11 protein-coding genes are annotated in these 15,347 nt (G+C 53.7%); 4 read left to right on the forward strand and 7 right to left on the reverse strand.

The window, feature by feature from the left end:
• Positions 1-87: 87 nt before the first annotated feature.
• From LOC67_RS06110 to LOC67_RS06130, 5 genes are all read right to left on the reverse strand, one after another.
• Entirely contained in the window at positions 88-1,215 is a 1,128-nt protein-coding gene (locus LOC67_RS06110; protein ID WP_230261647.1) for a hypothetical protein, read from the reverse strand.
• Positions 1,216-1,312: 97 nt separating this feature from the next.
• The gene (locus LOC67_RS06115) at positions 1,313-2,764 is read right to left on the reverse strand and encodes a serine/threonine-protein kinase (protein ID WP_230261648.1); all 1,452 of its coding nucleotides are present in this window, start codon (positions 2,762-2,764) and stop codon (positions 1,313-1,315) included.
• Positions 2,761-3,336: a sigma-70 family RNA polymerase sigma factor gene (locus LOC67_RS06120; protein WP_230261649.1), complete on the reverse strand. Its 576-nt coding sequence runs from the start codon at positions 3,334-3,336 to the stop codon at positions 2,761-2,763. The genes LOC67_RS06115 and LOC67_RS06120 overlap by 4 nt, the downstream gene beginning before the upstream one ends.
• A gap of 81 nt (positions 3,337-3,417) precedes the next feature.
• A complete protein-coding gene (locus tag LOC67_RS06125) occupies positions 3,418-4,740 on the reverse strand; it encodes a DUF1501 domain-containing protein (protein WP_230261650.1) in 1,323 nt (440 codons plus the stop codon).
• A 144-nt stretch (positions 4,741-4,884) separates the two neighbouring features.
• A complete protein-coding gene (locus LOC67_RS06130) occupies positions 4,885-6,591 on the reverse strand; it encodes a DUF1549 domain-containing protein (protein ID WP_230261651.1) in 1,707 nt (568 codons plus the stop codon).
• A 168-nt stretch (positions 6,592-6,759) separates the two neighbouring features.
• Here LOC67_RS06130 and LOC67_RS06135 point away from each other — a divergent pair, with 168 nt between their 5' ends.
• Positions 6,760-7,470 carry a class I SAM-dependent methyltransferase gene (locus LOC67_RS06135; protein ID WP_230261652.1) on the forward strand — a complete coding sequence of 237 codons (711 nt, stop codon included), beginning with the start codon at positions 6,760-6,762 and terminating at the stop codon, positions 7,468-7,470.
• A 75-nt stretch (positions 7,471-7,545) separates the two neighbouring features.
• Here LOC67_RS06135 and LOC67_RS06140 read toward each other — a convergent pair whose 3' ends face one another.
• A complete protein-coding gene (locus LOC67_RS06140; protein WP_315861040.1) occupies positions 7,546-9,069 on the reverse strand; it encodes a sulfatase in 1,524 nt (507 codons plus the stop codon).
• A gap of 292 nt (positions 9,070-9,361) precedes the next feature.
• Here LOC67_RS06140 and LOC67_RS06145 point away from each other — a divergent pair, with 292 nt between their 5' ends.
• From LOC67_RS06145 to LOC67_RS06155, 3 genes are read left to right on the forward strand one after another with little or no spacing between them, the layout of a single operon-like run.
• Complete coding sequence (locus tag LOC67_RS06145; protein ID WP_230261653.1) at positions 9,362-11,290, forward strand: RecQ family ATP-dependent DNA helicase; 1,929 nt, start codon at positions 9,362-9,364, stop codon at positions 11,288-11,290.
• 1 nt (position 11,291) lies between these two features.
• Positions 11,292-12,056 carry a glucosamine-6-phosphate deaminase gene (locus tag LOC67_RS06150; RefSeq protein ID WP_230261654.1) on the forward strand — a complete coding sequence of 255 codons (765 nt, stop codon included), beginning with the start codon at positions 11,292-11,294 and terminating at the stop codon, positions 12,054-12,056.
• Positions 12,053-12,970, forward strand: coding sequence for an N-acetylglucosamine-6-phosphate deacetylase (locus LOC67_RS06155; protein WP_230261655.1), 918 nt, complete (start codon positions 12,053-12,055; stop codon positions 12,968-12,970). The genes LOC67_RS06150 and LOC67_RS06155 overlap by 4 nt, the downstream gene beginning before the upstream one ends.
• A gap of 167 nt (positions 12,971-13,137) precedes the next feature.
• Here LOC67_RS06155 and LOC67_RS06160 read toward each other — a convergent pair whose 3' ends face one another.
• Positions 13,138-15,180, reverse strand: a complete 2,043-nt coding sequence (locus tag LOC67_RS06160; RefSeq protein ID WP_230261656.1) for a carboxy terminal-processing peptidase — start codon at positions 15,178-15,180, stop codon at positions 13,138-13,140.
• Between the last annotated feature and the right edge of the window lie 167 nt (positions 15,181-15,347).

Here is a 15,347-nt window from a genome sequence, read left to right on the forward strand (position 1 = left end):
CCAAGAGATCGAAATTGCGACCGCCATCAGTCGCCCGACACAGTTATAGATCGAAGGAAACTTCCCGAGAAGCGAGGCAGGTTGGGACTACTCTTTAACGGGGAAAATTTGCTGCAACATTCGCTCTACTTTTTCTTTCTGTGGTTTGGAGTTCCCGACGCTTGCCTTGAGCTTTTCCAGTTGCAAACTCAGCGATGCGATGCGTGCTTTCTGGAGCTGATTTTGCATACGGCTAAACTCCAATATGACCTGCTGTCCCTGCTGCCGTATCTTTTCACGTTCTGCGTCGGTCGACGAAGCAGTGTATTGGTGGTGCAACGTTTTGAGCTGACCTTTCAATTTCTCGAGTTGCTGCTGCGATCGCGCGATTGAATCGTCAATATCCAGCTTTTCGGCTGGGGGCATCCAATTCGGATCCTGTTGTCGGGATTCGTCCACATCGGCGAAGGGATCCGCGGCAGCAGGGAGATTCGAAGCGTTGCCGGGTCCACCGAATGGATCAGTGCCATTGCCGGAATCTGCAAAGGGGTCCGCTGCCGCCGTCGTTGCTCGAGGCTGCCGAGCACGCAGGGGAGTTTTGGGGTCCATCGACCGATGCCCTATCGCGGGTGGTGCAGAAAAGGGATCGAATCCGGGAACGCTGCGCAGACTGAACAGATCGATTCGCGGCAAACCTTGATCAAAAGCTTTGGCGATTGCCAACATTTTTGCAGCCCCCGCCTCTAAGTCCGCCGAAGATTCAATTCCCATTCGCAGCCACATCAGTCCGCGAGGCCCTGAATCAAACGGATCGCTGGATTGCCCCTGAAAGGGATCGACCTTCAGCGTTTTACCTTGCGATTCGAAGTGGCCTTCGCCGATTCCAAAGAGCAACGCTTTGCGAGAACATTCGTCTTTGAACTCGGTGATTTGCTTTTCGCTCCATGCCTCGGGATAGGACGCGGCAAAAAAAGGACCGGCGGTCTTTGGCAGGGCGGATTTTGTATCAACGCGAATTCGATTGAGCGCCAGATAATTGGATCCCGCCGACCTGAAAGCGTTCTGAACATCCCATCCGGTCAAGAAGCCGTTTTCTTTTGCATCTTCCCCAAGCATCACAACGACTTCGACGTTGATCGGATCAGACACTTGGGCGTTGACGTTGGTGCCGGGCAAGCAACCTAGCGCAATGAACGCCAAATAAACAAACGCGGCAGTACGAAAGGTTTGAATCATCGAAAGCTTCCTATTGGCGTGGTGTTTTGTAGTGGATCTTGTCAAAGATCCCTTCCGAAAGTCTTTCTGAAAGAAGCAGGATCTTTGACAAGATCCACTACGTTTGCTGATTGAGTTCCAACGATTCTTCCCAATCGTTTTGATTGATTTCTTGGCGTAGTTCGTCGATCTGGTCCTGCAAGTTGTCAATCGATTCGTCAACTGGATCGACAAATTCGAGTTCGACAGATTGCATCGGAACAACAGTCGATTCATTTGAATCATCTTGGGCTAAGTTCAGATACATCAAGACGGACCCGAACGACATGAAACAACCGACGAGCGCAAAACCGAATATGAATGTGATCAGTTTCTTTAGCGATCGATTAACGGTTTGTCTCGACATCAATAGCGACTCCGGAATTCTTGCGATGGTGGGCTGTTGAATGTGAGCCAAACAGGCTTCGATTAACTCCTGGACTTCGGTCGCCGATTGCGGTCGCGATGCGGCATCCTTTGCCAAAAGCCGAAGCACCAGCGATTCCATCCAATCCGGTACATCGGGATTCTGTTCACGCAATGACTTTGGATGCGACTCGACGATTTTCCTGAGAACGCCGTAGCTCGTTTCCGATTGAAACGGCGGGCGCCCCACAGACATCGTGTAGATCACCGCCCCCAAACTGAACAAGTCACTGCGTTGATCAATGCCTTCTCCGCGAGCCTGTTCGGGCGACATGAATTGAGGCGTCCCGGCGATGAATCCCGAACGCGTGACCGAGACATCATCCGCGGCACGAGCCAACCCGAAATCCGTCAACATTGACCGATCCACACCGCGTTCTAACAAGATGTTGGCTGGCTTGACGTCACGATGAACGAGCCCTTGCTTGTGAGCTGCGGCAAGCGCCGCGGCCACTTGAGCCGCAATTCGCAACACGTCGATTGTCTTTAGCGCACCTTCGGCGTCGATCCGTTGCTGCAGCGAATGACAAACGACATAAGGCATGACCAAGAATGGCAACTGCGCCGTTGATTCCGAAACGGATAGCACCGGCATCACATTCGGATGAACGATGGCGGCCGTCGCCTGGGCTTCACGTAAAAACCGTTGGCGTGCAACGCCGAGTGCGGCCAAATGTGGTGACATTACTTTGATCGCGACAGGGCGATTCAGTTCGCTATCGATGCCTTTGAGCACGACGCCCATCCCGCCGACGCCGATCACGGAAACGACGTCAAAATCACCGATGCGGCCGATCGCATCATCGCTGCTGGAAGGCTGTAAAAAGTGAACGGCGAAATCCTGGGGTGACTGCGAATACGATGTCTCTTCGTTCGCTGTCTTTGACGACATGGCTGCCTGTGATTCTGCTTGTAGAGCTGACACGATCCGAACGTTCGAGTCATCCACATTCGAGATCGACTCGATACGTCGCTGGCAATCGGCACAGTGGTCCAGATGCTCGACGACTGATTTATCGATCGCCGCTTCTGATTCCTGATCCAGGCAAGCCAATAGCTGAACGTCACTGGGATGTTGATGAGAACTTGAGGAGGGATGAATCACTGCATCACCTCTTCGATTTGCGCACGTATCCGTTTTAGGATTCTCGCTCGCGCCATGTAGATCGCGCCTCGCGAAAGGTCGAACTCTCGGGCGACCGCATCGACGGACCGTTGACAGATCACTGTTTGCCAAAACGCCTGCCAAGATGACTCGCTAAACTCGCCACGAACTTTGGATGCGGCCCAAACGATCAACTCGTGTTCGTACTGGTAGGACAGCTCCGACTGATCGGCGATCGACTCAAGGCTTCGAAGCGTCTCGGTGCCACCAGCGGGAACCCCATGACGCCGCATTTTGGTCATGTACTTGATGACTTCGTGCCGGGCGACCGTCCCCAACCAACGCCGGAACGAAGCTGCCTTTCCGTCGTCCTGAAAGCCTTCGACCGACTTGGCAATCGCGATCAAGATCTGCTGAACGGCGTCGTTGACGTGAGACTCAGGAACGCCTCGACGACGGGAGAAATGCCGTAAAAAAGGCTCGTAGATCTCCACAAACGCCCACCAGGCGGCTTGGTCGCCGTGGTCGGGCAAACGAACAATCAGACTCGGTCGTGTTTCTGGATTTGTCATCACACCAGTGTAAGGCTGGTGAATCAGACGGATCTAACGCGTGCCGATTAAAAAAATCAAAAACGTTTTAGCGCTACGACATCACGACGAAGCGATGATCGCATCGATCGGTGTCCCTTCAACACGCACCATTGGACGACCGACAGGCGTTTCCAATTCTTCGTCGTAGCGGACGCCCAAGCATTTCAGAATGGTGGCGTGTAGATCGCCAACGGTCACAGGCTTTTCAACGTTGACGACCGGGCTGAACTTTGGATCTTTCGAATCGACAATCGGGTCAGACGCTGTCGCTCCGTACACGGTACCGCGACGAATCCCACAGCCAGCCAAGAACATCGAAAATCCATGTGGCCAGTGATCGCGGCCTCCCGCCGGATTGATCACAGGAGTCCGACCGAACTCACCGCCACAAACGACCATCGTGTTTTTCAACAGATCGCGTTCTTCCAACCGGTCAAGCAGCGACGCGAGCGCGGGGTCCAGCGTTTCGCATCCAGCCGATTGCAGCGAATGGTTGTTGATATGTGAATCCCAGCCGTTCAAGTTTACCTCGACACAACGAACGCCCGCTTCAATCAGCCTCGTTGCTGCCAAGCAGCCACGACCGAATGGCGAATCACCGAACGCGGCGAGTGTCTTTACCGATTCACCACTGACGTCGAATGCATCGATTTGCTCGCTGGACATCATCCGCAAAGCGGCTGCGGTCGAGGTCTCGTGCAGAGTCCGATTTTGATCTAGATCACGCAATCGCCCTCGACGAAATTGGCTTTCCAAGAAATCCAGACCTTCGAGCCGACGATCCATTCGCGCCGGATCGACTCGCGCTTTCAAGTCGGGCACCGGAGTATTCGGGTCCCACATCTTGAACGCATCCAACCCCGGCCCGAGATAGCCTCCTTTGGCCGGCCACTGCCCGGGAACGATCGAAACATGTCGCGGGATATCTAGGATCTCATGAAATTCGTGGCACAAGACCGCGCCAATGGCCGGATGAACTAGAGTCGGATCCGGCCGCCAACCTGTCTTGATGTTGTAGATCGCACGTTGGTGGTCACCTTCTTTGCTGGTCATGCTTCGAATTAGCGATCCCAGATGCATGCGTTCGGCGGTCTGTGGCAGCGTGTCGGCAAACTCAACCCCTTTGACGCTTGTCGGAATCGCCTTCACCTCGCCACCGTACTTCGACCCCGCATGAGGGTCGAAGGTTTCGAGCTGACTTGGGCCGCCTTCCATCCATAGCAAGATCAGGTTTTTGCGATCCTGCGTCTCGGTCTTTGCGACCTCGTCAGCCCAGGCAAGCTGATTGGCGATCGCCGATAACATCGCACCACCGGCTCCGGCACCAAACAAACGACGGCGTGAAAAATGCAATCGCGGATCACAGATCAGAGAATTCAACATGTGTATAAGCTCGATAAGTAAATGCGATTTTCAAGTTGGGTGTGTCGGGCAATCCAAGTAACTTCGGCAGTCGCCCCACCAATTCACTCAGATCAAAGTTCAGCGCGAAGGAATGATTTCAATGTCAATCCGAACAGGAGGCTTTTAGTGGTTCCAACCGAACTCAGTTGAATTCGCAAGCATCCAAAACAAGTCAACGAGGCCATTGCCGCGTGCATCCGCCTTGCTCAACTCCGCAACAAAGAACTCGACCTCTTTGTCAGTGGGATAGCGATTGAGCAAACATAGATACGCTGCCTCGATCGCTTTGGAATCTTCCTTGGCAAACGACCTGATGTGGCCGGTGGTATTCAACAGCGGCTCGGACTTTGCTGCTTCCGCCAACACATCTCCGTTAAGAAGCATTAGACGTTGCGGGATAGTGATTCCGTCTTTTGAAAACTCGTTCTCTCCCAAGTCACCGTAACGTTTCAGGAAATCGTTCATTGCCCCGAAACGCATCAACTGGACAAGCAACGACGATTGCCGATCGATCGACTTGATCTTGGATGCCTGGGTGATGGCTCCGGCTACTTGCTCGGCACGCAATCGGGTCAACGGGAATGCCGCATAGTTTTCCTCGTGCTGCTGCGTCAATTCAAAATCAGCGCGTCCATCGACTTGAAATGCATCCGACTGAGCGATGACACGAATCACACGATGGACATCATGATGCTTGGCGAAATCATCAATCAAAGGCTTCAACACCGGATCATCCGATTGATCGAGTGGCAGGTTATCAACGGCATCCGTTGTTGATCGGCCAAACATCAACGCCCAAAACCGATGAATGGCTGCTCTGGAAAACTGCCTGTGATCCGGATGCGTGACCCACTGGGCAAGACGATTTCGAGGATCACCGTCGGACGGCAACAGGTCCTGATGATAGGGAACGGCCGCAGGCACTTCGACTTCGGAATCCGCATCGAGGTATTGATACTTGTAGTCGACGTCGTGTGTCCGTACGCCTTGCAATCCGCTGGTTTTCGCACTGCTATAGAAAGCCGCCAGCTGGTGAAAATCGGTTTGGCAACCTCCGCGAAGATCTCCCGATTCGCCAAGGCTAACGTTCCCGAGAAAGTCATCGTGACACTGCAGACAATCGATTCGCAAACCTAAAAATGCGCGGCAGGTCCGTGCCGCAAGGCGAACCGGATCGGGGCTGCCATCATTGGTGTCGAACGTCACGGTCAAAAAGTTGACTTCGGGTCGGTCGGTCCACAAACCTTCCGCGGTAATCAGCTCACGAACGATTTCATCGTAAGGCCGATTGGCCGCAATGTTCTCGCTTAGCCAATGACTAAATCGCCGGCGGCGGAACACCAAGAATGGACCTTCGTCACTGACCAGGTATCGCGCCCAACGCTCCGCCCAGTAATCATGAAATCGCCCATCTCGCAAAAGGTTTTCCAGATGGATGGAGACCCGACTGTTCTCGGGCAACGTTTCAAGCGACCGAATCTCTTCGAGCGACATTCCGCTACCGATCATTGCCAGCGACAAGCGACGACAGATGGTGGTCCAATCGGCCTTTGGTGCCGATTGCAACCCGGCTTCTTCGATCCGCTGCTGCCTTGCCAGGTTGACCTCAGCGATCAGCTGACTGATCTGACTTTGCTGGGAAGCGTGAATCCTGTCTGGCTGGACGGATACCGGTTGGGCAGAAATCGCCGACGCGTCAGCAGAACCCGCGTTCCCGAGGGCAGTCGGGTCTTGAGGCTTTGAAAGCCCGGACGCCATGTAGCCAAACGCCACTAAGAGCAGCAGGCAGAACCAACCCCATTTGGCGATCGAAATCATTGAGCGTTTCATCAATTTGACCCGGGGGCAATTTCACTCAAGGGCAATGGGCCAGACTGGCCGTTTAAGTATGATTGCGAAAGACATATCTCTAGATCAGCTGATCTAGTTTACGACCATTCGCCCGCCAATCGAAATTATTGGCTTGGCGATTGAAAAATTTTAGAAACGTAGCGGACGATGCCCCAGATCGAAGACCCATTTTTTGAGCCCTATGATCGCGACGATGTCGCCTACGGGGAAACTCCATCGGCACCCTTGGCGGAATACCTGAAACAAATCCCCACCACCGGGGAGGCATTGGATCTAGGCGCAGGCGCCGGACGCGACACGATCGCGATGGCCAAAGCCGGGTTCAATGTCACCGCCGTTGACCTGAGCGAACGGGGAGCCGAACGCATTTTGCAACGGGCCAAACGGAAAGAAGTCCCTGAGCGAGTGCAGACCCGTGTTGCTGATGTGTGTGAATACCAGATCGAACCGGATTCGTTTGACCTGATCTGCGCGACCACTGTTCTAGATCACATCAGTGCTGCCGACGCCAAACGAGTCTGGGGCGCTATCCTGGCAGGCTTGCGGCCCAAGGGGGCGTTGTATGTCGAAGTCCACTCGACCGAAGACCCAGGCAGTGACCAACTTCCCGGTTCACAAAGCGATGCACCGGTCAGCGAAACTGCCGGAGCGGTGATCAATTATTTCGCGCCCAACGAACTGCTTCGCTGGGCGACAGAGACAGATGCAGACCTGCGTGTCTTACGCTACGAAGAGCGGCTTGAATGGGACTACACGCATGGTCCAGAACACCTTCACGGTAAAGCAGTCTTGCTGGCTGTAAAGCAAGGAACTTATCCGCCGTGGTACGGACAGCCGCCCGCATTTCCACGGCGATAGCAGCCCATCGCTTTTCGGTTGTCGCCTATCACTCTGTTGAGGCGGCATTCTTTCCCGCTGGCTTTGCCGAGTCGACTACCAAACCAAAGGCAGCTCTTCGTCGCCGGGCTGCATTCGACCAGCCGGACGCACTTCGCTGCCTTTCGTTTTTGTCAGGCGATCTCCCAATGCCTGGCGATAGTCCTCCGCCGCTGCTTCCAGTTGTGCGACGACCTCGGGATAGTCCTGCGAAACATCTTTCGTTTCACTGACGTCGTTATCCAGATCGTACAGGGCCTTCTTTGCCATGACTTGTTTGTAGGCAACGGGCAGGCCTCCCGTTCCGCCGGGATGCCCGTCAAGTGTTCGATACTGGTGCGGGAAAACCAACTTGAATCGCTCGTTGCGAATCGCTTGCAGCTGCCCGGCGTAAAAACAGGGGTAAGCGTCGTGTGGCGATTTGGCTTCGTCATCACCGAACATCAGCGGCCGGATGTCATGTCCATCGATTTTATGATCAGGTAGATCGGCATCGATCATCGCCGCTACTGTAGGCAACAGATCGATCGTGCTCGCAAAGGTATCACATGTTGATCCGGCAGGGATCTTACCTTTCCACCACATCACAGTCGGTTCGCGGTAGCCACCTTCCCACATTGTTCCTTTGCCTTCGCGGAGCGGCGTTGCCTTGCCAGCATGGTCTCCGTAAGACATCCATGGCCCATTGTCGCTTGTGAACACAACCAAAGTGTTTTGTTCGGCACCGATGTCTTCGATCGCACTGAGCACCTGCCCAACCGACCAATCGACTTCCATCACGACATCACCAAACAAACCTTGCCCGCTTTTACCTTCAAAGTCTTTCGAGACATAAAGTGGGACATGCACCATTGGATGGGGCAAGTACAAAAAGAACGGCTCGTCCGCATCACGCTTAATGAAATCGACGGCACGACGAGTGAACTCCTTTGTCATCTCACGCTGATCGTCCGGTTGCACACTCTCGTTGACAATGGTCGTATTTTCGATCATTGGCAGCTCCGACCAGCTGATCGGTGCGTCCGGATTGTTGCGTCGCCTTGCGACCGAACTCGGGTGCAACGGCCACATATCATTGCTGTATGGAATGCCGTAGTACTCGTCAAAGCCATGATTGGTTGGCAAGAACTTTGGGTTATGCCCCAAGTGCCATTTGCCGTAGATCGCGGTTCGATAGCCTTTGCTTTTACAAATCTCCGCAAGTGTGGTTTCGTCGGCATTGATACCAATGTTCGACTTCGGTCCCAAGGCTCCCGAGATGCCGATACGTTTGTGGAAGCAACCGGTTAGTAGTGCAGAACGCGATGCGCTACAAACGGCTGACGAAACACAAAAGTCGGTGAACTTCCGACCTTCGGCAGCCATCCGATCCAGATTGGGTGTCGGATACGCGGTTGAACCGAACGGATTGATGTCGGCATAGCCCATGTCATCGATGAATATCACGACAACGTTTGGCAAAGTGTCCTCCGCGGCAGCGTGTCGCTGGACGGTAAACATCGCGGTTATGGCGGCAAGGCACCCTAATAACCGAGCCATCGGTGGGGCGAAATATTTCGCAGTCGGTGGGATTGATTTCATAGCGTGAAAGGTCAATGTATTAGCGTCGGAATTCGTAAGAAACGCTGTCGGCACACCGCATCGCGTCGACAACAAGGCCGGCTATCATGTGCCGAAAAACCAGATCGATCCTCTATCTATAACAAACGCCTGCGACAGGTGTAGCAGGCCTATTCAATCGTGCCAGCAGCCGCATCGGAAGCAGCAAGGCAATTGAGTTTGCTAGAGGTTCAAATCTGGCAAACCAGCAATCTGCGGGCGTCTACTCGGACGCTACCAGTATACAGAGATTCCAAATAAAGAAGGATTTGCAATGGAGATTGCTGCAAAGGAATCGCTTGATCGCGCGAAAGCCGTTCTAAACGACACGTTTCAGCTCGATGAATTTCGTGCCGGCCAAGCCGATGTGATCTCGCGGCTACTGGATGGAAAAAACGTCGCCGCGGTCTTTCCCACCGGGGGCGGGAAAAGTCTTTGCTACCAGTTACCCAGCCAAATGATCGACGGCACGACGGTCGTTGTGTCGCCGCTGATCGCATTGATGAAAGACCAATGTGATGCGTTGGCCGCCCGAGGTATCGCGGCGGCGAGACTTGATTCATCATTGAGCGACCAGGAATTCAGCACCGCCGTTCGCGGAATTCGCGACGGTTCAATCAAACTGCTGTACGTCGCGCCAGAAAGATTCTTCAACGAGCGATTCATTGCCACGATTGGTTCGCTGAACGTCGGCCTTTTTGCTGTCGATGAAGCCCATTGCATCAGCCAATGGGGACATAACTTTCGCCCTGACTATTTGAAGCTTGCCGAACTTGCAAAACGTCTGAACGCCGGTCGAATCTTGGCTCTGACAGCGACGGCCACGCCGGCAGTTTTGGACGACATCCGAAAAGCGTTTGACATAGCCGACGATAATGCGATCTGCACGCCATTCCATCGTCCCAACCTTCGAATCCGCAGCTCGGTACTATCTGATGCGGAACACTACGCAAAACTGCGTGAACGTCTGATCGGCCGGCCACCGGGCGCAACGCTCGTCTATGTTTCCAAACAAAAAACCGCGGAAGAAATCGCCGAAAAGCTAACCGACGATGGCACCGAGGCGGTGGCCTATCATGCCGGAATGACTGCCGAAGATCGCACCGAGATTCAACAGCAGTTCATCGAGTCAGAAAACGGAGTAGTCATCGCAACAATTGCATTTGGAATGGGTATCGATAAGCCCAATATCCGATACGTCTATCACTTCAATCCGCCACAATCGCTCGAAGCGTACGCACAAGAAATCGGTCGCGCCGGGCGTGACGGCCAACCGGCGACCTGTGAACTGTTACTCGTGCCGGAAGATCGTGTTGTCTTAGAAAACTTTACGTTTGGTGATACGCCAAGCCGTCATGGTGTCGGTCGCCTGATCGACTTTTTGATCGGACAACCCGAAGAGTTTCATCTTTCGCATTACAAGTTGTCATTCGAGACAGACATTCGGCTTCTTGTCGTTCGCACTTTGTTGACTTACTTGGAACTGGACGGCTATCTGGAATCAACATCGCCTCGCTATGACACCTACAAGATTCACCCGCTGGTGACTTCACAAGCGATCCTTAAAAACTTTGATGGTGAACGCCGTGAATTTCTAGCCGAACTGCTAGGGCAATTCACCAAAGGCCGCAAATACTTTCTGCTCAACATGGCTGCGGCTTGCAAAGCGATGAAACAGCCACGTTCGCGTCTGGTCAAGGCGATCGACTTCATGGCCGCACAAAACTGGATCGAAGTCAAAGTTCAAGACCTCGTTCACGGTTATCGCTGGAAACGCCCCATCGATCAACCAAAGATCTTGGCCGATGAATATTTCGATCGCGTGACCGCTAGAGAGGCCTCGCAAGTTGATCGGATCGACAACGTGTTTCAGATCGCACGGGCGCAACAATGCCAAGCCCAACTGCTGGCAGCACATTTCGGTCAACCGATGGATGCCGATTGTGGTCAGTGCAGCTATTGCATCGGCGACGGCCCATTCACGATTCCGCCGCTAAAATCCCGCAAGATCGGCGATTCGGCGCATCGTGCACTTGAACAAGTCGTCAACGAGTATCCAGATCATTTCACAACCGCCCGACAACGGGCTCGCTTCCTATGCGGTTTGTCGTCTCCAAAGATGGTACGCTCTCGTCTTTCACGGCATGCCAGTTTCGGCGTCTGTGAACAGATTCCATTCGAAGACGTCTTGAAACAAGTTTGAAATGAAAACCGTCATCGCGCCGAGCGCAAAAGAAATGGGGCGTTACGCCGCCGAACACGCTGCCGCCAACCTCCGGCAAGCGATCGCCGAAAAAGGCAAAGCGGCCATGATCGTCGCCACAGGTGCGTCACAGTTCGAAGTCTTGGCGAATCTCGTCGATCAACCCGGAATCGATTGGTCATGCGTTGACGGATTCCATCTTGACGAATACGTCGGGATCGACGCCAACCACCCAGCTTCATTCTGCCGCTATCTGCGTGAACGCTTTGTCGACAAAGTGCAACTCGCATCGTTTCATTACCTCGACGGCTCGGCAGATCCGCTCGACACAATCCGCGCCGCAGCCAAAGCAATCTCAGAAGTCGAAATCGACGTGGCAATGGTTGGCATCGGAGAAAACGGGCACTTGGCATTCAACGATCCGCCAGCGGATTTTGAAACGGTTCATCCTTATCTTCTCGTTGAACTGGATGAACCCTGTCGCCAACAGCAGGTTGGCGAAGGCTGGTTCAAAACGCTTGATGATGTCCCCACACATGCGATCAGCATGTCGGTGAGGCAGATTCTGAAATCTAAATTCATCTACTGCAGCGTTCCTGATGAACGAAAATCGGAAGCCGTTCGCAACACCATCGCCGGCCCCGTATCGCCAAACGTTCCGGCTAGCATCCTGACCGAACACAACGCAACGACATTGATTGTCGATGAAGCCGCGGCCAGCCAAATCCCTGCCGAAACTGCTGCTTCGCTGGAGCACATCCTGTGAACGGCTTTATCGATTTACAGGTCAATGGCTATGCGGGAGTCGACTTTAACAGCGATGACTTGGCGATCGAAGACATCGCCGCCGTCTGTGACAAACTAAAAACAGTCGGCACCGCCGTCTTTCTGCCAACAATCATCACTGCCGATCTGGACGCGATGCAGTCCCGTATCGCCAAAATTGCAGATGCGATCGAATCTGACCCGAGCGTCGCCGCCATGATGGGCGGGATTCATGTCGAGGGACCGTTTATAAGCTGTGAAGCCGGATATATCGGTGCCCATCCGGCGGATGCGGCGTGTGACGCAACCGAAGATGCGATTTCGCGACTGCTGGATGCCGGTCGTGGATACATTCGATTGGTTACGCTAGCCCCTGAAGTCGCGGGCGCGGTCTCGGCTACCAAACGTCTCGCTGACCAGGGTATCACTGTCGCTGGTGGTCACAGCAATGCAACGCTCGATCAACTTCATGCTGCGATCGACGCCGGGATGACCATGTTCACGCACTTGGGAAACGGGTGCCCCGTCACAATGCACCGCCACGACAACATTATCAATCGTGTGCTGGCATGTGCCGATCAGCTTAGGATCTCGTTCATTGCCGACGGCCATCATGTCCCGTGGTTCGCGATGCGCAACTACATGAACAACATCCCCGATCAGAACATCATCATCGTCACCGACGCGATTAGCGCCGCCGGACTGGGGCCGGGCAAGCATCGCTTGGCTGACCAGTGGGTCGAAGTTGATCCTTCACTGGCCGCATGGGGCGAAGGCCGAAAACAATTCGCTGGCTGCGCCACCGAAATGCCACGCATGGTCACGATGCTCATGGAACAAAAGATTGCGAGTGAAGACCAAATCAAACGATGGACGGTTGACAATCCTGCCAGAGTGCTTGGCATCCCTGTCTAGGCTTCAATCGCAGTCACAAAACCCTCTCGAAGCGGCAACGTTCAAAGGCGAGTCGTTGCCTGATATTTGGCAGTACAAAGCAATCTCTTTACGCGCAAACAAAAACGGCGGGTGAACCAACACCTCGCCGTTTCGCTTTTTTATAGAAATGCTGCCTTGCGGCGAGTCTAGTTTTTGACCAACTGCTGACGCTGAAGACCGGTGATGTAATCACTCAAAATGCTCAACACTTCGCGGTTGTAGAAGTCGTCTCGGAAGACCTCTTGATCGCTCTGCTGATTCAGCTCTTCTTTTTCCTGTTCTTTCTGTGCGTCCAACTGCTTACGTCGTGCCAAGAACTCCTCTTCATTCAGTGGAACGCGTTTCTCTTCTTTCTGCTTGATGAACAGAGCAATGCGGCGGATCCGATCCAAAAACTCGTCATCGCCTTGGACACGAGCTTCTGACTTTTGCCGAAGCTCAGTCAACAAACCCGCAGGAACGAACTTGTAAATGTCATGCCGAACACCGTTGATACGGTCGGCTTCAAGAGCGTAGGGCAAGTCGCCTTCGGCAACATCAAAGTTCTGAGTGAAACTAGGAAGAATGATGTCCGCTGACACACCATCCCGCTGGGTGCTTTTACCGTCGGGAAGGTAGAACTGCTGCAAGGTAACTTTCAATGCACCGTAGTTGTCACGGTTGGTGGTGAAAAGACCTTCGGCGAGATTCATCAGGGTCTGAACGGTGCCTTTGCCGTGCGTCGCAGGATCACCGACGATGATGCCGCGATGATAGTCTTGGATCGCTCCGGCAAAAATTTCACTTGCACTCGCACTGAACTTGCTGGTCAGCACAACTAACGGACCACTCCAAACGGTGCCTGAATCTTCATCGTTGTACTGCTGAACGTCATCGTTGCTGTCTTTGACTTGGACGACCGGGCCGCGATCAATGAACAGTCCGGTCAGGTTGATTGCTTCGGTTAGCGATCCGCCACCGTTGCGGCTCAGGTCGATCACGACACCCTCAACGCCCTTCGACTTGAAGTCCATCAGGATGTTGCGAACGTCACGTGTGCTGCTGCGGAAATCAGGGCGGTTTTCACGAGCACCGTCCATATCCATGTAGAAGCTTGGCAGATTGATAAAGCCAACCTTACGGGTCGTTCCGTCTTCCATCGTGTGATCGATGACTTGGCCGCGAGCGGCAGAAGTTGCCAACTCGACGTTAGCCCGTTTGATCTTGTAAACCTTGGTTTCACCTTTGCCGCCTGGCTTGACGCCCAAACGAACGATGGTGCCAGCATTCCCTCGAATCATGCTGACAACTTCTTTCAGCGGCATTTCGACGATGTCGACCATTGGGCCGTCATCACCTTGGCCAACGGTCACGATGATATCGTCGGCTTGCAAACGCTTATCCAGGTCAGCGGCACCACCGGGAATGACTTGCATGACCACGGTCTTGCCGTCTTTCTCGCGAAGGGCTGCACCGATGCCTTGCAATTTCAGTCGCATCGAAATCAAGAAGTCGTTGTATGTCGATGGCGACATGTAACTGCTGTGCGGATCGAACGCGCTGGTCACCGCAGTCAGATAGGCTTCCAGCAGGTCATCTGAGCTGTACGTTTTGAAACGGCGTGCGTATCGCTGATATCGACGACGCAGCACATCACGCGGGTCTTCTTCTTCGGCGTTTGCGTCAGCATCGTCATCGGGGCTGTCGTTGTCCGAATCACGGAGGTCCAACAGCGTGTATTTGATCTGACGTCGCCAACGCTCGCGAGCTTCTTCGGGAGTCGTCGCGAACTTTGTCTCATCCGCATCAACGATGATGTACTCGTCTTTGTCGTAGTCAAACTCTGTATCGAGTAGCTCCAACGCGACATCCACGCGCTCATCAACACGGTCGATGTAGCGTTTGAAAACTTTGTACGCCAGCTGCAAATCGCCCATCTTCACCATGTCATCGATCGAATCCTTTTCCTTCTTAAATTCGTCGATGTCGGACTGATAGAAGTACAGCTTCAACGGGTCGAATCGTTCGATGAAAAGATCGAGTGCGCGTTCGCTGATTCGATCGTCAAGCTTGTCCCCCGAAACATGGAATCGTTCCATTCGCCTTGAGATGATCTTGGCGATCAGACGATCTTGCACGGACGACTGGTACGAACCGTCAGTAGCGAGCGGCGTGTCCTGGGCGACTACGGAATCCGTCGTGCAGGCCACGGCGATCGAAATAAGGATGGCGGTTGTTATTGCGCCCAGTCGTCGCTGAAGAACCATATGTATCTACCCAAAGGTCGAGGGGGATTTGTTTCGATGGAATGGTAGGAAAGTGGCGAAATCCAGGCAATGTTGGTTTCTTCCGCAAAATTTGCGGCTGACCGCCAATG

Source organism: Stieleria sp. JC731 (assembly GCF_020966635.1).
Classification (GTDB): domain Bacteria; phylum Planctomycetota; class Planctomycetia; order Pirellulales; family Pirellulaceae; genus Stieleria.